Raw genomic sequence first — 20,366 nt, 5'->3', positions numbered from 1 at the left:
CCGATGAGCAAGCAAACTAACTGCTCATCGGGACATTTTTAGGCGATGCTTAAAGCCGAATAAACATTCATACTATTAATAACTTCCAGCATCAATTGAACTTGGCCCTTAATCAATTTTTTATTGGCGATTAGCTTGTTATTTAAAAAAGTCTGACCATATACTTATGATTAAGGGGCTGAATTGAGTAGTAGTTATACTTTTCAGCAGCAACCGTTATTAATAAAGAATCGTAACTAACATTGCAAAAGTTAATTAGGGTTAATTTTGGAGGCATTGTTATGAGTAGGGACTATCGGAAATATGGTATTGAGGGTAAGACGCATTACAAACTTTATAAGTCCGGGAGAAATTGGGTTACGGCCGGCATCACTTTATTTTCATTAGGATTGGGCTTAACGTTTACCCAACTTGATCAAGTGAAAGCGGCGACGGCAAGTGGGGCAACGGATGCTGACAGTAGTTCGAGTGTCAGCAGCGCCGCATCGGTGACTAGTGGTCAAACGGTCGTTTTGAAAAATAGCAGTACGTCGACATCGACGAGTCAATCGAGTAGCAGTACGTCGGCAGTTGCTAGTGACGCAGGTACCGCCACCGCGACGACCAAAGCAACGCAAACGAGCAGCGCCGCTAGCGGTGACACTACCACGGCCGCTTCGGCAACGTCCAGTACTGGTACTAAAGTCGCTGTTGCAACCACCTCGACAACCTCGACAGCTAGTGTGGCCCCGACCAGTGCGACTAGTAGTAGTAGCCAAGCTAGCACCGAGGTAACCGCTAGCACTACGAGTAGCAGTAGCACGACCAAGCCGGAAGCCACAGTAACAAGTAGTGGCTCGACGACCAGTACGGTGGCAACTCCGGTTGTGAGTGCGGCCACGACTGATAATCAAGCTACTAATAATCAAATTACTGACGATCGTCAAGCTAACCCGGCAACGGTCACCGTTGATGCTTCGATGACGACTGACAGTGTGGATGCGACGACCACGTCATTACAAACGACCACGACTCCGCTGGCGTTAACGACGGCTCAAACTGCGATGGCGGCAGTTGTGGCTACTAAGCAAAAGCGGGCAAGCTTACTACGAGCCACCGCCACGAATACGGTTGAATTTGTAACTACCGGTACGATTAGTTTTCCGTATGACGAGCTCATCAAAGCGACGTCCCAACTCGCTAACGTTATTAGTGGCCCCACTTATACGGTGGCTAGTGGTGATCCGGATATTGCCATGTATGCGAAGAATGCCAATGGCGATTATTTATACGATGTTAATGACAATAAAGTCAATTTGTTGTATGCGCTATTTTCATATGGTGATCCGAACGATGACTTTGTGGGAACTTATACGGACGAGGCGGGAACGACAGTCGATATTTCAAACGTCGATTTAAGTGCAACCTTAAACGCTGGGACGTATAACTTGAGCTTGTCAGATGATGGTAAAGCTGAATTGGAAAAAGGCAGTGCGCTGCAAGATTCTAGTTTTGCGGCTACGACTGACCAATATTCATATTTGCCAACGGATGCGAGTTTTTCCGGTACTTATAGTTTCGAATTTGTCGTGACGCCGGTCGCCATCCAACTTGGCAAATCCGTGAATAGCGATACCATCGTAGTGGGCGGGGGTGAACAACAGTATAATAAGCAAGCAGTGTCCTTTTTGCCAGGGATAAATATGTTTACTTATCAAAAAGAAAAAGTCTTTATGGAAAGTGCCACTGGTAAAGTCTTGGTGGCGGTAAATCTGAACGTTAAAGCAGGCGATATGGGACTAACGGCGGATGACTTTGATATTTTTGATGCGGCTGGTAATCTGACAACTATTCAAGATGCTGGCACTTACACCGTGAAGCTAAATGCCGACGGGGTTACCGCGCTTCAAAATATGATTGGTCAAAATTATACTTTAGTGGGTTATGATGCGGATAACAATTTGGCCATCACCACGTCCTATACGGTTGATAAGGCGCCATTGAGCGTTCAAGCGAATGCGACCACGGTGGTCTACGATGGTACTGCGCACGGGACCACGGTCAGCGTCAAGAACGGGACTAATTATGATGATTTAACTTTTACGGCCGTCGCACAAGCTGACCAAACCACGCAAGCTTATACGAATGCTGGGACTTATGAGATGACGGCGACGGTATTAGATGCGGATGAGGCCGCCATTTTAGCTAAAAATTATACGGTAACGTCAACCGATGGCACGCTGGTCATTGAACAGGCGCCATTAACGGTCACCACGGCCGATGCCACCGTAACGTATGATGGTCAGGCTCACGAAACCACGGCGACAGTGACGAGTGGGACTAATTATGATAATTTAACTTTCAAGGCGGTTGCTAAAGCCGATGATGCGACAACTACATACACGGACGCGGGGTCATATACGATGACCGGCACGACTACGGCCGCAACGAGTAATTATCAAATCACTTACGTTGATGGCACATTGACTATTGAACCCGCGGCCGCGACGATTACAATTCCTAGTCAAACTTACTGGGTCGATGGGACGACTAAAAACTTAACGGCGACCGTAACGGGGACCGTCAATGGCGAGACGTTAAATTATACCTTGACGGATGGTTTGGCGACGGTTGGGAGTCAGACAGTTACCGCGACTTATGATAAAACCGATGCCGTTGATAAGAATTATGTCATTACGGTGGTCCCCGGAACTTTAACGATTGGCGATGTCACTGTCGAATACGATTATGATTATTTGGATGCATCCGGCCAGCTCGTCACGGTAGCGACCGCGACGGGGACGGCGAGTCATGATACCGACGCGACCGCAAGTGATTATTTAAGCTATACGACGACCCCATTACCAAAAACGGGTTATACGTTAGCGAGCGACAATACCGGTTTGGCGGCGAATGGCACGTTAAGTGGGACGGGTGGCGTCGTCAAGTACGTCTACTTGGCTAACACCGAAAAGGCGACGGTCACTTATTTCGACGAAACGACCCAACAAACCTTAAAGACGATTGCGTTGAGTGGTCAATACGGAACGACGGATGCTTATAATGCTGCGACCACGATTACCGACTATGAAAAAGCGGGCTATCAACTCGTTAGTTCAACTATTCCTAGTACGGGGATTAGTTACACGACGGATGGCACTAGTCAAAGTTATCAAGTCAACTTAACGCATCAAACCATGACGGTGGATGTTGATCATCCGGGAACTCCCGGTGAACCGATTGATGCGACCAATCCCAATGGACCAAAATATCCCGACGGTACGGCGGTATCTGCGCTTAAATCGACTAGGACACGGACGATTGATTATGTTTACGCCACCACGGGTCAATCAGTCTCGGCAGCGGTGACGCAAAATGTCATCTTCACGCGCACGGCGACGATTGATGAAGTTAGCGGTACCGTGACTTACGGTGCTTGGACGACTGATACAGGAACCTTTGCGGCGGTCACTTCACCAAGCGTGACTGGTTATACGGCCGATAAGACTAGTGTTGCCGCGGCCACAGTTGCTGAAGATACGCCTGACAGTACCGTGACGGTAACTTATACGCCTAATTTAGAAACAGCCACCATCACGTTTGCTGATGCGACCACTGGTGAAACGTTGGGGACCCCGACGACGATTAGCGGGGCGTATGCATCGACCAGTACTTATTCACCACAAACGACGTTGGCGACTTATTTAGCAGCTGGCTACCAATTAGATCATTCGGATGTGCCAACCACGGGGATTGTCTTCGATGAAGATGGCAGCGTCAAAGCCTATACGGTGACGTTATCGCATCATCTAACGACCGTCGATAGCGACCATCCCGGGACGCCCGGCCAACCGATTGATCCGGATAATCCCACGGGACCAAAATATCCCGCTGGCACCGCGGCCGAATCATTGACCACGGCGGTTACGCGGACGATTAATTATCAATACGCGGATACGACTAAAGGCGCCGCAGCCGCCACGGCTTTGCAAACGGTCACGTTTGACCGCACGGCGACGATTGATGATGTCACGGGCGTGGTGACGTATACCGCTTGGCAAACGACTGCTGGCGATGCTCAAGGAAATTTTGCGACGGTGGTTTCACCAACCATTACTGGATACACGGCGGACCAAGCCCAAGTCGCCAGCGCGCCAGTAACGGTGACCAGTCCGGCAGTGACTGTCACGGTGACGTATGCGGCGAATGCTGAAGCGGCGACGGTGACCTTCATTGATACCACGACCGACCAACAACTTGCTAAAATTCCGTTAACTGGGACCTATGGTGAAACGAGCCCTTATAGCCCGCAAGCGACTATTGATAAATATGTGCAAGCAGGTTATCAACTGGCTAGTTCGACCGTACCGGCAACGGGAATCGTCTTTAATCAAGATGGCGTCGAGACGGCTTATCTCATTAAGCTGGCCCATGCCACGGCAAGTGTGAGTGTTGATACTCCCGGAACGCCTGGCCAACCAATCGATGCGAACAATCCGACTGGTCCTAAATATCCAACCGGGACGACGGCCGCTGATTTGACGAAGACGATTACACGAACGATTAATTATCGTTATGCGGATGCCACTACTGCGGCGCCAGCGACGACGCAAACGGTGACCTTTACGCGGACGGCGACCATTGATGAAGTGACTGGGGCCGTGACTTATACGACTTGGACGACGCGTGATAGCGCTGCTAAAACCGGGACTTACTCGGCGGTACTGTCACCAACGTTAACTGGTTACACGACCACCCAAAAGTTAGTTAATGCGGATACGACGGTGCTGCCAACTGATGACGACCAGACGATTAATGTCTTATATACGGCTAATTCAGAAACGGCCACGGTCACCTTTGTTGACACGACTACTAATCAAGCACTTGGTGACGTGGTAACGGTGACCGGTGACTTTGGCACGGCGAGTTCTTATACCGCCCAACCAACGATTGCCAAATATGTTGCAGCTGGTTATCGGTTCGTAACATCCACGATTCCGACTACGGACATTCAGTTCACGACGGATGGTCAGCCAGTTAATTATGTCGTCTACTTGGGTCACCAAATTACCGCCATTTCAGAGAATCAACCTGGTGTGCCGAATACCCCGATTGATCCGGATAATCCGACGGGACCAAAATATCCAGCTGGAACGGATGCCCAAGCGTTGACGAAACAAGTTAAACGCGTCATCACTTATACGAATATGGACGTCCCAGCAGTCACGCAAACGGTGACCTTTGAACGGACAGCTGTCGTTGATAATGTCACGGGTCAGGTGACCTATGGGGCTTGGACGGTCGCTGGCAGCGAGACACCAACGGGGACGTATGCGCAAGTAACCTCACCTAAAGTTACCGGTTATACGGCGACTACTGCGGTCGCCGCGCAGTCGGTCACCGGCAATGATGCCGACACCCAAGTAACGGTTGCGTACCAAGCTGATGCCGAACAAGCGACAGTTACTTATATTGATGCGACGAATGATCAAGTTTTGAAGACCCAAACGTTAACCGGATTGTTTGCGGAACCGACCGCTTATCGAACTGGCACCACGATTGCGCAGTATACGGCGGCTGGCTATGTCTTAATGAAAGATACGTTCCCGACTGATGGGGCAGTCTTCCAACAAGCAGGGCAAGTTGCGGCCTATTCGGTTTACCTCGTGCATGGCAAGACCGCGGTAACCGATGCAGCGCAATTAACCCGCGTTGTGACCCAAACGATTAACTATCAAGATCAACAAGGTGCTACCTTGCAACCAGCGACTAGCCGGCAACTGACATTTAGTCGTTCCGGCATCGTTGACAAAGTGACGGGAATCGCCACGTATAGTGCTTGGCAACCAGTTACGGGCACTACCTTTACTAGCATTGAGGCGCCAAATATTACCGGCTACACAGCGGAAACATCTGCTACGACGGCGGTGACCGTCAATGCGACGAGTCAAGATGATGCTCAAACGTTGGTTTATCAAAAAGTCGGCCAACCCGTTGGCCAACCAACGACACCCGCAACTAAACCGGGTGCTGGTCAACCGACGACACCGGCAACTAAACCGATTGTTGGTCAACCAACGACGCCCGCAACTAAGCCGAGTGCCGGTCAAACGCCGGTTTCGCACCCGCAACTAGCAACGATGGTCAAGACGAGCCAAAATGATTTAATCACGCCGACGAAGGCTTCACCGCGGAAACTCGCAGCGCCGGTCAAAACGAGTCGCAATGATTTGGCGACACCAACTAAGTCAGCGCCATCCGCAACTGCGAAGACCTTACCACAAACTAATGACAATCATCAGGCGAGTCTCGTAGCCGAATTGGTGGGCTTATCATTAGCTAGCTTATTAGCCGGCTTCGGGTTGGTCACCCGCAAACGCCATGAATAAACTAGGGAAGTGAGCATTCATGACGAGAGCAATTGATTTAACACAGCAGACGTTTGGGCGCTTGACCGTGCTGAAAAAAGTGGCATGCAACCCGCTGAACGGCAATGCGCAGTGGTTGTGTCAGTGTCGTTGTGGCCGGCAGACGGTCGCGGATTCTTATGCATTACGGCATGGCAAGGTGAAAAGCTGTGGTTGCTGGGCGCGCGAAAAGAGTGCCGAAGTGATTCGGCATAATCCGAAAACCCGGGCGAGCATGGGGCATTCCAGCAACTTAGGGATTCAAAATCATCATACTGATTTACCTTCGCGAATTAAATCCAAACGGAATAAGAGCGGGGTGATTGGGGTGAGTTGGAACAAAAGTAATCAACGGTGGGTCGCCCATTTCTATTACAAAGGCCAGTACTTGTTGAACAAACAGTTTGTGCACTTTGAAGATGCGGTGGCGGCGCGCCGTGCTTACGAGCAACGCTATTTAGCGGCCAACCAGCAGTAAGTCGGTGACGAATCGCTAAAAGGTCGGTGAAAATTTAACGATTTTCGCCGACCTTTTTTAGCGTTTGCCTTTGTTAGACATCAGTAATAGTTTATGGTATAAATAGACTGACAATTTTTGCACTCGGAGGCTTGAGAAGTATGAAATTAGATGAACGTGATTTTCGCCGCTTTGACGGCAAGTTTTATCCGCAAGTGCCGACGGATTTGATCGTCGACTGTTTTGGGCATAAGCAAGTGCATTTTAGACAAACGCATGGTCATGGCGCCTTTGTGTATTTGAATGCCAAGCGGCGGCAATTCTTACATGCGCAACAATACAGTGATAGTTTTGATTTAGTCGCTTGGGTGCGGCAGCATCAAGCGCAACTCAGTTTGTTGATTACCGAAACCCCGATTCCTGAATTAAAAGACGAGTTACCGCAATTCATCGTGCCTAACGCGTGGGAGTTTTATAAAGCAGCCGCGAGCTACAGTCGCCAGCTTTATGATGGCAACGTAATTGCGATTACGGGTTCCGTTGGTAAATCGACGACTCGTTTAATGACCGTCGAATTATTGCGGGCGTTAAAACGCCACGTGAATACTAATATTGGTAATGAAAATGTGCGCCAAGTGGTGATTCCACTGTTAGCAACTACTTTACAAAATCCGGACGACTTAGTGGCGGAAATCTCAATCAACGCCTTGAACAACCGCGATGGTCGGCAAGGCGTGACGGCGCGCTACTATGCGGCCGATGCGGCCATTATTACGCAAGTTGGTGGCGCCCATTTAGCGGAATTGAGTAATGTCGACGATCCGTTGATGTTTTTAGCTGAACGCAAATCGCGCATCTTTGACGAGATGCCGGCGACGGGCCGCGCCATTTTAAATTATGATATGGAACCGCGGGTGTATCGCTACTTAGTTGACGTTGCGCACCAACATACTGACCATTTGTATGCCTACAGTTACGCAGATCAACATGCCGATGCATATGTCGTCAAGACGGAAGATTTCCGTGACCATACCGCCGTGACGATGGCGATTCTCGGCGAAACGGTGACCGCCAACTTATCGATGCCCGGTAAAGGGGTCATTTTAGATTTATTAGCGGCATGTTTAACGCTTAAATCGCTCGGGTTACCATTACCGGACGTCACTAATTTATTTATGAATTTTGAAGCGCTCAATAGTGAGTTGAAATTTTATGAAATTCCAACTAGCCATGGTAAAGTAACGATTGTCGATGACACCCACGGCTCAACGTTACATTCAGTGAATAATGTGATCTCAGTCTTCAAAGCTCGGGGCCAATTTTACGCTGGTCAAAAAGTGCTCGTGATGGAAACGGGTGAAGACTTAGGGGAAGATGCGGCCGCGTATAATTTGCGGTTTAAAGACCCCCTGTTAACGAGTCACGTCGATGCGTTGATTGGTTATCGTGACGACGCCATCAAGCCACTCGTTGATGCGGTGCAACCACAACTCAAAACCGGATTTTATCAGGAATTAGCGCCAGTGCAAGCGGCCATTGACGACTTACCGAACGACTCGTTAGTCATTATCAAGTCGTCGGATGGTCGTAAATATGGCTCAGACTTATGGACATTACCGGAGAAACTCTTACACGCCACCTCGGAGGTTTAAGCTAAATGCTACTACTCACAATTTACGGTAGTTTAAAAATGGCAATCCGTCTCGTTATTTATCTCGTGCTCGGCGGCTTAGTTATTTTTATGCGTTATCGCCATCGCAAAAAGACGCGTAAACGGATTGACAAGGGGACTGAACGTCTCATGGCCAAAACGCCCAAAGATGAAAATGGCAAATACCCGTGGGAAAAATAACCCCGGGCGGCTTGATGAAGGCGGCTTGCGGCCGGGCTTTTGATGCGAATAGCACGAAAAATAGTCGTCACTCAAAATGGTGACGGCTATTTATCTGCATCAATGCGATTAGGTGGCAGTTATAAAAATCAGTCCGAGACCGCTGGCGATGTCAAGACTGGTCGGCATGGCGGTTAGCGTTATGGTCAGTTATTAGCCGCGCGTGTTTTGATGAGTGTTGGTAAGTTTATAGACAAATCGTTTCGAGTTTTACGGTCTGCATGTTATAGTAATGGACGAAGCAACCGGGGCAATGCTGGTTTTAGCACCGGTTTTCTGTTATGATTAATCCATGTAAATACATCGATGAGGTGAGAATGAATGTTTGAAAATACCGAGACAAACGGCCCAGTTAACTGTTCATTTTGTGGTAAATCACAAGATCAAGTTAAGAAAATTGTTGCCGGCCCCGGCGTTTATATCTGTAATGAATGCATCGATTTATGTAAAGAAATTATCGATGAAGAATTTAGTGAAGAACAATCACACGAATTAACGGATATTCCAACGCCGAAGGAAATTGTAGACGAATTGGACCAATATGTTATCGGCCAAAATGAAGCCAAGCGCACTTTATCAGTAGCGGTATATAACCACTACAAGCGGGTAAAAGCCATGACTGAAAGTGACCAAGAAGACAACAACGGTCCTGAATTACAAAAGAGTAATATCAGCCTAGTTGGTCCAACTGGTTCAGGGAAGACGTTCTTAGCCCAAAGCTTAGCCCGGATTTTAGATGTGCCATTTGCGATTGCGGATGCCACGACCTTAACTGAAGCGGGTTATGTTGGTGAAGACGTTGAAAACATTTTGCTAAAACTTTTACAAAATGCGGATTACGATGTGGAACGTGCCGAAAAGGGTATCATCTACATTGATGAAATTGATAAGATCGCCAAGAAGAGCGAAAACGTTTCGATTACCCGGGACGTTTCTGGTGAAGGGGTCCAACAAGCCCTCCTTAAAATCTTGGAAGGCACGATTGCTAATGTGCCGCCGCAGGGTGGTCGGAAGCATCCCCAACAAGAATTTATTCAAATTGACACAACCAACATCTTATTTATCGTTGGTGGGGCCTTTGACGGTATCGAAGATATTGTCCGGCGTCGCTTAGGTGATAAGACAATCGGCTTCGGGACAGATACTGATGGTAAGAATGCCGTCTTAGATGACTCGAAGAGCTTGATGCAACAAGTGGTTCCAGAAGACTTGTTACAATTCGGGTTAATTCCTGAATTCATCGGCCGGTTACCAATCTTGACGGCCTTGGAACGTTTGACGGAAGACGATTTGGTACGGATTTTAACCGAACCAAAGAATGCTTTAGTTAAACAATATCAACGCTTAATCGCTTTAGATGGCGCGGAACTTGATTTCAAGGATGACGCCTTGCGCGCGATTGCCCAAGAAGCTTTAGCTCGTAATACCGGTGCCCGGGGTTTGCGGTCAATTATTGAAGATACGATGCGTGATATCATGTTTGATATTCCAAGTCGTAATGATGTCAAAAAAGTTATCATTAATCAGGCGACGGTTGAAGATCATGCCGAACCTGAATTAGTGTTAGAAGATCAAAAAGCATCATAAAAAACTAAAAATTATTTAGTGGCAATTCAGGGCCGCGGTGGCGTAAGTTTATCGCGGTCCTGTGTGCTGTTTGCATCATTTTACACCGCTAGTTATGATTGGCAAGTGTGTTAGAATGGACAAAGACTATATGATTAAGAGGGAGTTATTTAGATGGAAGTGCATAACGTCGAACTAGTGATGAGCGCCGTGGCGCCAAGCCAATACCCAACGACGGGGTATCCTGAAATTGGGTTAGCGGGTCGTTCCAATGTTGGTAAATCGTCACTTATTAACGTGTTGATCAATCGTAATAGCTATGCGCGGACGTCGAGTCAGCCGGGCAAAACGCAAACCTTGAACTTTTACAAGGTGGAAGAACAGCTGTATTTTGTCGACGTGCCAGGTTATGGTTATGCGAAAGTTTCGAAAAAGGACCGCGAAAAGTGGGGCCAAATGATCGAAACTTATTTAACGAGCCGAGATACCTTGCGTGGCGTCATTATTTTAGTGGACGCTCGGCACGCTCCTACCAAAGATGATGTGGCGATGTACGAATGGATGCGGTATTACCACATGCCATTACTGGTCGTGGCAACTAAGAGTGACAAAATTCCACGCGGTAAGTGGAATAAGCAAGAAAGCTTAATAAAAAAGACTTTGAATTTCCAAGCCAACGATGACTTTATCGCCTTTTCTGCCAAGACTAAGGAAGGTAAGGACGCCGTTTGGCAATGGATTGAAGCACATACAGTAGGGGGCAAATAACATTGGAATTTAACGAATATCAATCCTTAGCAAATCGGACCCTTTATGGGAATGAACAAGTATTAACGAACTTGTCATTGGGCTTAGCTTCAGAATCTGGACAAGTCATCGATTTAGTTAAGAAATACACCTTCCATGGTGAAAGCTTGAATAAGGACCAACTCACCAAGCAAATGGGTGACGTGTTATGGTATCTTTCCCAAGTTGCTGAATGGGCTGATATTCCTTTTGATGAAGTTGCCCAACAAAATATCGCCAAACTTAACCAAAAATACCCTAACGGTAAAAAAGGCTAAGCGATATGTCGGATAGTGGGCCGCTAGTTCAGCGGTGCTGACTATTAGCGTGGCGGTTGGTAATTTGATCAGTTTTGATTAAGTTACGCCACCTCACATATTTATGAAGTATATCAAAATATAAATCACACCTAAAAGCGAGCCCTAGAACTCAAATTTAGGTGTGATTTTTTATTTATAACAAATTTTATAAAAATGGGTTTCTACTTGAAATGCGCGTTGGCAAAATGTGACGGTGCCTACTCAGTTGAACAGAGTTATGGCACACGTACTTGTTTCAATAACTTCCTAATTCGTTCTATTGCCGGCATAAAAGGCGCACTAGTAGTTGTGTTAGCTAGTCACCTTTAAATTAACCACAGCTCTCAATAGCAGAAAATCCCAGCGAATTACGCATCGCTGGGATCGGATAAATTATTTTGAAAATGTTGCTTTGCTAGGATTTTGGATCATCAAAGCCAGTACCAAGCCGATGACTGCCAGCAAGCCAATAAACCAAAAGCCAGCGTGGATACCGGCCATGAATTGGTTTTGCTTGGCCATCAAACTTGTGGCAATCGCAGTGGCGAGGGCGCCGACGATGATACAAGTTGAGCCCCTGTCAAAATCGTGATGTGCCCGATGATGACGTGACTGATGGTACTATGCGTATTCGCCGAGAGTAGTATGAATACGCCGATTAGAATTAACAAAAATCCGCCACGGGTTAACCATTTGGCCCCATGAGTATCATAAAGTCGGCCGGCAATGGCCGCGGTAATTGCATTGGCGACACCCCCAGGTAGCATGACTAAGCCAGTGAGAGCAACCGGTAAGCCTAAACCATTGCGTAAATACAATGGCAGTAAATACATGGTTGCGAGAATCACCCCAAAGTCGAGCATCACTAAGATTGTGCCAAGCGTGAATGGCCGCTTAGCAAAAACGCGTAAGTCCAGCATGGGCCGGGGCGATTGGAGTTGTCGGTGCGCGTAGGTTCCGAGCATGACAATACCGATAATCAGCGTTACTAATACTCTGCTAGCAAGCCAGCCGTATTTGGCAGCTAGCGATGAGCCGATGACAATGCCACTAAACCCGATGGCCGAAGCGATGATGGACCACCAATCGATTGGGATATGAGTCTGCTCGTAAATATTTTCCATGGTCAAAGTACATAATAGCAACGCAATTATGAGTACTGGAATAAATAGCCAAAAAATCAGTCGCCAAGAGGCAATTGACAGTATCAGTCCGGTCACAGTCGGTCCTAACACGGGGGCTAACATGATTACCAGTGAGGCTAACCCCATAACCGTGCCTAATTTATGGGCGGGAAAGATTTGCATCGCAATTGAAAACATCATTGGTAAAATTAAACCGGTCCCAACGCCTTGAATCATCCGACCGAGCAAGACCATCGTGAAATTTGGACCAAGCGCCGAAATTAATGCGCCCACAATGAAGGTACTCAGCGCAAAGGCAATGATTTGTTTAGTTGAGCGCCAGCGGGTCAATAAGCTGGTCATTGGCATGCAAATTCCGATGATGAGCATATAACCGGTGATGAGCCATTGAACCGTACTTTGTGAAATTGAAAAGGCTTGCATCAACGAAGGTAAGGCAATATTGAGCGCTGTTTCTGAAAACATGCCGACAAACGAGCCCAGCATCAAACCTAACAGAATCAATCTGGGATGTGACACGGGGACGCTGGCAGTAGTTAAAACTTGTTCAGATTTCATGATTTCTCCTATTTTGACGTCATTAAATAAACAGTGGTAGACCTGAGCGCTCAAGAATGCTGCTGTTTGCTTGATTAGCTTAACAGAAAAGATTTTAAAATGTCAGTGAAAATTTTTGTCCCATGATAAACCCAAGCAATTCGTGCAACCGGTGCACTGGCGGTGAGGCGACGGACTAAAAGCATCGTTTAAAAATAAAAGGCATTTTTTTGAACTTTCAGCTTGCCTTGAAGTGCGCTTTAAGGTTTAAAGTATGGTCATTGAGTTGGAAAGTAGGTGTTCAAATGACGTTACCAAAAGGTCGTGGGGCCCGTTCGGATGGGGCTGACACGAATCAAAATCAGATGCCGGTGCGACGCTTGACGCCGGCTGCCACGACGTTAGTGATTTATTTTTCGCGGAGTGGTAATACCGAAGCACAAGCACAATTAGCGGCACAGACGTTAGGTGCTGATGAATATGAACTGGTTGTTCAAAATCCTTATCCGGCCAATTATGCGGCTAGTGTGAGTCGGGCAACGGCGGAACGCGAAGCAGCGACTTGGCCGGAATTACGGCTGACAGATTTGCCAGATTTACGGCAATATCAGCTGATTTTGTTGGGGCATCCGATTTGGGCGATGACCCCAGCTAATCCGATGCGGCGCTTTTTACAAGTGGCCGGGAGCCAGCTGGCCAATAAGGCGGTCGCCTCGTTTTCGACCAATGCCGGTTATGGCGCAGGTGATACCCAAACGGTCCTACAACGTTTGACCCCTAACAGTACGCAGATCTTACCGAACTACACGATTCATGATATTAATTTAGAAAATACAACTGGCGCTTTTAAGCACTGGTTACAACAGACAAAGGAGTTTTTATAAATGAGTAAAAAAGTTCTAATTTTAGCAGCAAATGGGCAAATTGCCCGGTTAGTCGAACAACGTATTTTAAACGAATCCGCTTTTAAAGATGTTGAATTAACGTTGTTTTTGCGGCAAGCCAGTCGGTTGAATGATTTGGCACATCAAGCACGGGTGACATTAGTTGATGGTGATATTACTGATGCGCAGGCCGTTGATGCGGCGATTGCCGGGCAAGATATCGTGTTTGTGGCCGTCGTTGGCCATGATACGAAAAATCGTTTAACCAATAATGTCATTGCGGGTATGCAAGCTCACGATGTGCAACGGGTGTTATTTACGAATGTACTCGGCTTATACAACGAGGTTCCTGGAGAATTTGGCCGCTGGAATGCGGAAATGATTGGTGGGGGCATGGCCCCTGCCCGTAAGTCGGATGAGTTATTAGCAGCATCTGGCTTGGATTATACGACGTTGCGGTTACCGTGGTTGAATGACCGCGATGAAGTCCAATATGTGGTGACGACTAAGACAGAAACCTACAACGGCGTGTCTGGTTCGCGTCAAAGCATTGCTGACGTGGTGTTGCAACTTATTGCGGACCCTAGCAAGTATAATCGCGATAGTATTGGGATTGCGGATCCGGCGACCCAAGGTGAAGACCGGCCAGTTTACTAGGAGGTTTTGGCATGAATATTAAAGAAGCCAGCACGCAAACGGGGGTCTCGTCCGCGGCCATTCGGTATTATGAAAAAGAGTCGTTGATTCCACCAATTGACCGGACCGAAGTCGGTAACCGCGATATTGATGAGCGTATTTTACGCCGCATTCGCTTTGTCACCCAAATGCGGGCGGCCGGGATGAGTATTGAGAGTTTACGGCGCTATATTGAATTGTTCGATGCGCAGGAAGACAATACTAAGGAACAAAAGGCGTTGTTACAAGCACAGTTAGCCGTGATGGAAGAAAAACGCGATGACTTACAGGCGGCGATTGATCACCTGAATTATAAATTGAATCATTTTTATGATCACATGGTGACGACTGAGGAAGAATTACGGGCCTTAGAACGGCAGCATGTCGACAAAATGGAATAATTGTTAACGTCGATTGAAAAATCGGCGTTTTTTTTGAAAAAAAGTGCTTTTTTCGCTTGCCTTGAAGTGCAGATGAAGGTCTAAACTACTTTTATTCACTTGAAAGAAAGAGGTATTTAACAATGAACAAAGCAAAACGCTGGGATTGGATTTTATTAATTATCTTATTCAGCTATTTCATGATTTTGTTAGACAATTCGATTATTTTTACGGGGACCGTCAAAATTGCGCAAGATTTGAGTTTGAATCAGCAGACCTTATCATGGGTCAGCAGCGCCTATTCACTGACGTTTGGCGGGTTCTTATTATTGGGAGGCCGCGCGGGGGATTTATTTGGTCGGCGGCGGGTCTTTGAAGTTGGTTTGGTGATCTTCGGGTTAGGTTCCTTATTAGTCGGCGCGGCCATCAATGCGCCAATGATTATTGCCGCCCGGGCTTTTCAAGGCGTTGGTTCAGCCATCTTGGCGCCCACGACGTTAGCCATTTTGATGGATACGTATACCGGTCCAGCCCGCGTGCGGGCGATTGCTTATTATGGTGCGATGGCCGGCATCGGCGCTAGTGTGAGTTTGGTGATTGGTGGGGTGTTTGCGAGCCTGTTAACTTGGCGGGCCGGCTTTTTCATCAATGTGCCCATCAGTATTTGGATGTTCTACTTGTCACGGCGGCATTTAGTTGCTGATGCTGGTCAAAGCGGACAATTGGATTGGTTCGGAACCTTGACATCATTAATTGGGATGAGTGCGTTGGTTTATAGCATTGTGGGCACTTGGGCCCAACTACCAGCCTTCGTCATCGCCGTCTTATTCTTAGCGGTTTTCATTTATCAAGAAAAACGTAGTGACGCGCCGATTATGCCGTTACGCTTGTTCACCGACCGTGAGCGGATTGGGGCGTACTTAGGCCGATTCTTGTATTTAGGAGCGATGCTCGGCTTTTGGTTCATTACACCGCAATTAATGCAAAATCAACTTGGTTTCAGTGCTTTAATGGCTGGAGTCGCCTTCTTCCCGTTGACTATCGTGAACTTCATCGTAGCCCTACAAGTCGCTCGTTTAACCGCTAAGTGGGGCAACGGGGGCTTGCTAGTAATGGGTATCGGATTAACCTTAGTTGGTATGTTTTGGATGAGTCGTTTCACACCAGCGACCGGGTACTGGCTCGGGATTGCGTTACCGATGGTCGTAATTGGTCTTGGTCAAGGGCTAGCGCTCAGTCCATTTACGGCAGCGGGGGTCGCTCACACGCAAGGCGCTGATGCTGGCGCCGCTTCGGGAGTCGTGAATGTCATGCATCAAATCGGTGGCTCGGTGGGGTTATCAATTTTGGTGACGACTCAAAGTCTGTTTAAGTCTCAAGTGATTGGGTTTCAACACGCGTTGTTAGTTGGGACCGGATTGTTGCTAATTGCTTTATTAGCAGCCATCTTCTTAATTATGCCGGGTGAACGGCAACATCAATAATTCAAAGATTAGTCGGTGGGGACGGTTACCACTGGCTTTTTTGCTGCCAATTTTTGATTGTGTTCGGCGAGAACGTGTTATATACTCTGGATGTAAGATATATATGACACTGATGAATATGCAAATGGGGGAATCAAGATGCAACGGTGGCAACTTTGGTTAATTACGATGATGGCCGATTATGATTATAAGGCCGGGCTAGATGAACGGGAACAACAAATGCGCAATCAGCAGTTGGCTTTTTCGGCCGCCATGTTGCGGGTGCTGTTTTCCATCGCATTATTAATTAGTTTATGGTCGGACAGTCAAATGCAAACGCACTTAGCGTGGCCGGTGAGTTTGACAACGATGTTTTTGTGGTTTACCGCGAGTTTACCGTCGATTTTTAATCGCCGCGTCTATCAACGGCAAGGTTTTACCCAAACTATCGAGGTTGCGGATGATCAAGAATATCAACATGTCGTGCATACGGCAGTGCTGCGGTGTGCCTTAGTCGTGCCCGCTGACATTATTGCGCTATTACTCGGATTAATGGCTTTTTCTAACGGGGCAGCGGCGGAACTCGTCACGGCTTGTGCCACGGTCAGTCTTCTTTTCCATCTTGGAACCGTGCCGAGCGTGATTATACGGCTAAAAGTAGTCGCTTGAAACCGCGGTAATGGCGATATTCAAAGCTGATTACCATGAAATGTTGGTCAATTGCAAGTTAATTGGCTTTACCAGCGGACTATAAATGATTGACAGTTACCACGGTACTCGTAATACTAGACTTGGTAAGCGGCTGAGATAATAATTTCTCGTGACCATCGGGGTGGGTAGTGGCTACCTGGTGGACTGATTAGCGAAAATTACGCTAAGGGATTGTTTTAGTAGCGCAATAAGAAGGGGTGCTTATGAATCGCGTACGGCAATATCGATTGGCAGCGGGCTGGTCACAATTACAATTAGGGCGTCAAGTCGGTGTGACCCGGCAGACGATTAATTTAATTGAAAATCAAAAGTATAATCCGACCTTACAGTTGTGCATTGGGATTGCCACGGCATTGGGGACGGACTTGAACACGTTGTTTTGGCAAGTGACAGATGAAACTGAGGGAACGGTATGATTAAGACACTGTTAGTGGACGACAGCCAGCTGATTACGAGTGGCTTACAAATTATTTTGAATAACGATGCCGATATTACGGTAGTCGGCATGTTTGCCGACGCGCCCGCGGCGATTCAGTATTGTCAAAATCAACCGGTTGACGTGGTTTTGATGGACGTGCGGCTACCCGGCATGGACGGGGTGACAGCGACGAAAACTCTGGTGCAAATACCGGGACTGAAAGTCATTATTTTAACGACCTTTGATGAGGACGATTATATCGTGCAGGGCATTCAAAATGGGGCCGCGGGCTATTTGCTCAAAACGACCCCTCCTGACCAGATCATTGCGGGCATCAAAGCGGTTGATCAGCAGCAAAGTGTGTTGTCGGCGCCAGTGATGACCAAGGCGGCCCAACAACTTACCCGGCATCCGGTGACCGCCGACTTATCAGCGTTGACGGCCCGAGAACAGGAGTTGACACAACTGGTGGCGCAAGGGCTGACGAATAAGCAAATTTCGCAAACCTTGTTTTTAAGTGAAGGGACTGTCAATAACAGTCTGTCGACGATTTTACACAAATTAGACTTGAGTCATCGCACCCAACTCGCCATTTATTATTTAACGGGACAGGTGCACCGTGATGACTGTTAACCGGCTAATCATTAGTGTTGCAACGTTGGTGGCCTTGATCAGTATTGCCATTCAGCAACAGGCGGTTCGGCCGCTTGCCTGGCTATTAGCGAGTGGCTTGCTCTTCATTAGTGGTCAATTGGGGATGTTAAGTTGGCCCCGCTACCATTGGTGGCTAGGTGGGGGCCTGTTGATGATTCAAATTGGGCTGAGCGTCATCAATTCGCTGAATTGGTGGTTATTGCCGTTAGCTGCCTGGAGTTTAATGACGTTAGCACCTAGTCGTTGGTGGCTCGGGGGTAGTTTTACCGTGGTCACATTACTAGGTGTTGGCGGCTTATCAACGCCGATGCGGCTGTGGTATGTCGGTTGGAGCTTGGCGGTGGCGGCCTTAGCCTGGAATAATTATCGGCAACGCCAACAGCGTGCGAAATTGTTAGCCCAGCTCGACGCACTGCGCGTTGCTAAAAATCATTATACCGCGCTGTTTCAACAAGGCGTCGTCAATGCAGCGGCGCGTGAAGCGCAAGCGACCGCTACCGAGCGACAACGGCTAGTCCATGAAATTCATGACGAACTGGGACATCAGCTGACGGGGAGCTTGATGCAACTACAAGCAGCTAAAATTAGTTACCGTACCGATGCCCAGCAGGGTGAACAGCTACTAGACCAAGCCACCACGGTCGTGCGGGCTGGTATCGAAAACATTCGGCAGATTTTGCACACCGAGCAATTAGCACGCGAAACGGTCAATGTTGACCAGTTGCAGGGCACCTTGCAACGGTTTACCGATGCCTATCAAATTCAGACTAATTTACAATATAGTGGCGACTTGACGGCGATCGCACCGGCGCAGTGGCAAGTATTGGCAGCGAATTTACAAGAGATTTTGACCAATACGTTAAAGTATGCGGACGCCCGCACGGTTACGGCGACGTTGCGGGTTTACCCGCAATTTATTCGCTTGACGGTCCACAATGACGGCCAAGGCGCGCCGCATTATCATCCGGGGTTAGGCTTAACTGGGATGGTCGACCGCACGGCTAACATAGGTGGTCAAGTGCTCGTTGATGGTGCGAGTGGTTTTACGGTCACGACTAAGTTGCCCCGTCATACATGAGAAATCTCACGTCTAATTAATGAGGAATTGCACTGGGTGGCAATTCCGTTTTTTTATACAATTAAATCATTAAATCAGAGGGGGACGTCAAGATGACAACTGGATTAGTCGTGACGGGCTTAACGAAAAAATTTGGCACACAAGTTGCGGTCGACAATGTGAGTTTTACGGTCGCGCCGGGCACGGTTTTAGGCCTGTTGGGGCCGAATGGTGCTGGCAAAAGTACCACGATCAATATGATTACTGGGTTATTGAATAAAACGAGCGGTCGGGTGGAATTGTTTGGTGAAAACTTAACTCCGACCAATACCGCGATTCGCCGCCGATTTGGCGTGGTACCACAAGAATTGGCTATTTTTGATGATTTATCAGCGGCCGAAAACGTGCGCTATTTTGGCGGCTTGTATGGCTTACGCGGTACGGCCTTAAAAACCGCTGTTACCCGGGCGTTAGCGGTAGTTGACTTGACTGACCATGCAAACCAGCGGCCGGCAACTTTTTCCGGTGGGATGCAACGGCGGTTGAATATTGCGATGGCGATTGTCCATCAACCGGATTTGTTGTTTATGGATGAACCCACTGTCGGTATCGACCCACAATCACGTAACTATATTTTGACGGCGATTGAAAAAATGCGGGCCAATGGGATGACCGTGGTGTATACGAGTCACTATATGGAAGAAGTGGAGCGGCTGGCGGATAACATCGTCATTATTGACCATGGGCAAGTCATTGCGCATGGGACGGAGGCCGAATTAGTCAATCTCGTGACGGATGCCAAGCAAGTGACGATTGTCGTCAATCACGCCGACCAGCTTGAATTAGCGGCCATTACGGCGATTGCCGGCGTGCAACAAGCGACGCTGCACGAGCAAAATCTGCAATTAGTCTTGGATGTTGCCAGCAATCCGCTGAATCAAGTCTTAATGACGTTGATTGATCAAGGGGTCGCCGTCGACAGTATCGACCAACCGAAACTTGATTTAGAGACGGTCTTTTTAAACTTGACCGGGCGCAATTTGCGCGATTAGGGGTG

The 20,366-nt window shown here is 47.8% G+C and carries 16 protein-coding genes and 1 pseudogene; 16 read left to right on the top strand and 1 reads right to left on the bottom strand.

Annotation, left to right across the window (positions count from 1 at the left end; all coding sequences use genetic code 11):
- Positions 1-281: 281 nt before the first annotated feature.
- The 7 genes from DY78_RS07565 to DY78_RS07535 all read left to right on the top strand — a co-directional run bounded on the left by DY78_RS07565 (position 282) and on the right by DY78_RS07535 (position 11,364).
- The gene (locus DY78_RS07565; protein ID WP_024624670.1) at positions 282-6,368 is read left to right on the top strand and encodes a mucin-binding protein; all 6,087 of its coding nucleotides are present in this window, start codon (positions 282-284) and stop codon (positions 6,366-6,368) included.
- Positions 6,369-6,387: 19 nt separating this feature from the next.
- Positions 6,388-6,864, top strand: coding sequence for a DUF1390 domain-containing protein (locus DY78_RS07560; RefSeq protein WP_024624669.1), 477 nt, complete (start codon positions 6,388-6,390; stop codon positions 6,862-6,864).
- 140 nt (positions 6,865-7,004) lie between these two features.
- A complete protein-coding gene (locus DY78_RS07555; RefSeq protein WP_024624668.1) occupies positions 7,005-8,495 on the top strand; it encodes a Mur ligase family protein in 1,491 nt (496 codons plus the stop codon).
- Between the two features lie 5 nt (positions 8,496-8,500).
- On the top strand, positions 8,501-8,695 hold the full coding sequence (locus DY78_RS07550; protein WP_024624667.1) for a hypothetical protein: 195 nt from the start codon (positions 8,501-8,503) through the stop codon (positions 8,693-8,695).
- Between the two features lie 360 nt (positions 8,696-9,055).
- A complete protein-coding gene (gene clpX, locus DY78_RS07545) occupies positions 9,056-10,321 on the top strand; it encodes an ATP-dependent Clp protease ATP-binding subunit ClpX (RefSeq protein WP_024624666.1) in 1,266 nt (421 codons plus the stop codon).
- A 153-nt stretch (positions 10,322-10,474) separates the two neighbouring features.
- Positions 10,475-11,068, top strand: coding sequence for a ribosome biogenesis GTP-binding protein YihA/YsxC (yihA, locus tag DY78_RS07540; RefSeq protein ID WP_024624665.1), 594 nt, complete (start codon positions 10,475-10,477; stop codon positions 11,066-11,068).
- Between the two features lie 2 nt (positions 11,069-11,070).
- On the top strand, positions 11,071-11,364 hold the full coding sequence (locus DY78_RS07535; RefSeq protein ID WP_024624664.1) for a nucleoside triphosphate pyrophosphohydrolase family protein: 294 nt from the start codon (positions 11,071-11,073) through the stop codon (positions 11,362-11,364).
- A gap of 414 nt (positions 11,365-11,778) precedes the next feature.
- Here the strand turns inward: DY78_RS07535 and DY78_RS07530 are convergent.
- Positions 11,779-13,088 (bottom strand): annotated as a pseudogene (locus DY78_RS07530) (MFS transporter).
- A gap of 284 nt (positions 13,089-13,372) precedes the next feature.
- On the opposite strand from DY78_RS07530, the gene DY78_RS07525 reads away from it, so the two are divergent.
- The 9 genes from DY78_RS07525 to DY78_RS07485 all read left to right on the top strand — a co-directional run bounded on the left by DY78_RS07525 (position 13,373) and on the right by DY78_RS07485 (position 20,361).
- The gene (locus DY78_RS07525) at positions 13,373-13,951 is read left to right on the top strand and encodes a flavodoxin family protein (RefSeq protein ID WP_024624663.1); all 579 of its coding nucleotides are present in this window, start codon (positions 13,373-13,375) and stop codon (positions 13,949-13,951) included.
- Positions 13,952-14,608: an NAD(P)H-binding protein gene (locus DY78_RS07520; protein ID WP_024624662.1), complete on the top strand. Its 657-nt coding sequence runs from the start codon at positions 13,952-13,954 to the stop codon at positions 14,606-14,608.
- A gap of 11 nt (positions 14,609-14,619) precedes the next feature.
- Entirely contained in the window at positions 14,620-15,027 is a 408-nt protein-coding gene (locus DY78_RS07515) for a MerR family transcriptional regulator (RefSeq protein WP_024624661.1), read from the top strand.
- Positions 15,028-15,149: 122 nt separating this feature from the next.
- On the top strand, positions 15,150-16,490 hold the full coding sequence (locus DY78_RS07510) for an MFS transporter (RefSeq protein ID WP_024624660.1): 1,341 nt from the start codon (positions 15,150-15,152) through the stop codon (positions 16,488-16,490).
- Between the two features lie 138 nt (positions 16,491-16,628).
- Positions 16,629-17,138: a hypothetical protein gene (locus DY78_RS07505; protein WP_024624659.1), complete on the top strand. Its 510-nt coding sequence runs from the start codon at positions 16,629-16,631 to the stop codon at positions 17,136-17,138.
- 245 nt (positions 17,139-17,383) lie between these two features.
- Complete coding sequence (locus DY78_RS07500; RefSeq protein WP_024624658.1) at positions 17,384-17,596, top strand: helix-turn-helix transcriptional regulator; 213 nt, start codon at positions 17,384-17,386, stop codon at positions 17,594-17,596.
- Complete coding sequence (locus tag DY78_RS07495; RefSeq protein WP_024624657.1) at positions 17,593-18,231, top strand: response regulator transcription factor; 639 nt, start codon at positions 17,593-17,595, stop codon at positions 18,229-18,231. The genes DY78_RS07500 and DY78_RS07495 overlap by 4 nt, the downstream gene beginning before the upstream one ends.
- Complete coding sequence (locus DY78_RS07490) at positions 18,221-19,330, top strand: sensor histidine kinase (protein ID WP_024624656.1); 1,110 nt, start codon at positions 18,221-18,223, stop codon at positions 19,328-19,330. Before DY78_RS07495 ends, DY78_RS07490 begins: the two co-directional genes overlap by 11 nt.
- A gap of 92 nt (positions 19,331-19,422) precedes the next feature.
- Positions 19,423-20,361, top strand: coding sequence for an ABC transporter ATP-binding protein (locus DY78_RS07485; protein WP_024624655.1), 939 nt, complete (start codon positions 19,423-19,425; stop codon positions 20,359-20,361).
- Positions 20,362-20,366: the final 5 nt, after the last annotated feature.

This window comes from Lactiplantibacillus fabifermentans DSM 21115, from assembly GCF_000498955.2.
In the GTDB taxonomy this organism is placed as follows: Bacteria; Bacillota; Bacilli; order Lactobacillales; family Lactobacillaceae; genus Lactiplantibacillus; species Lactiplantibacillus fabifermentans.
Note: the sequence above shows the minus strand (reverse complement) of the source record. Positions and strands in the feature narration are given on the sequence as shown.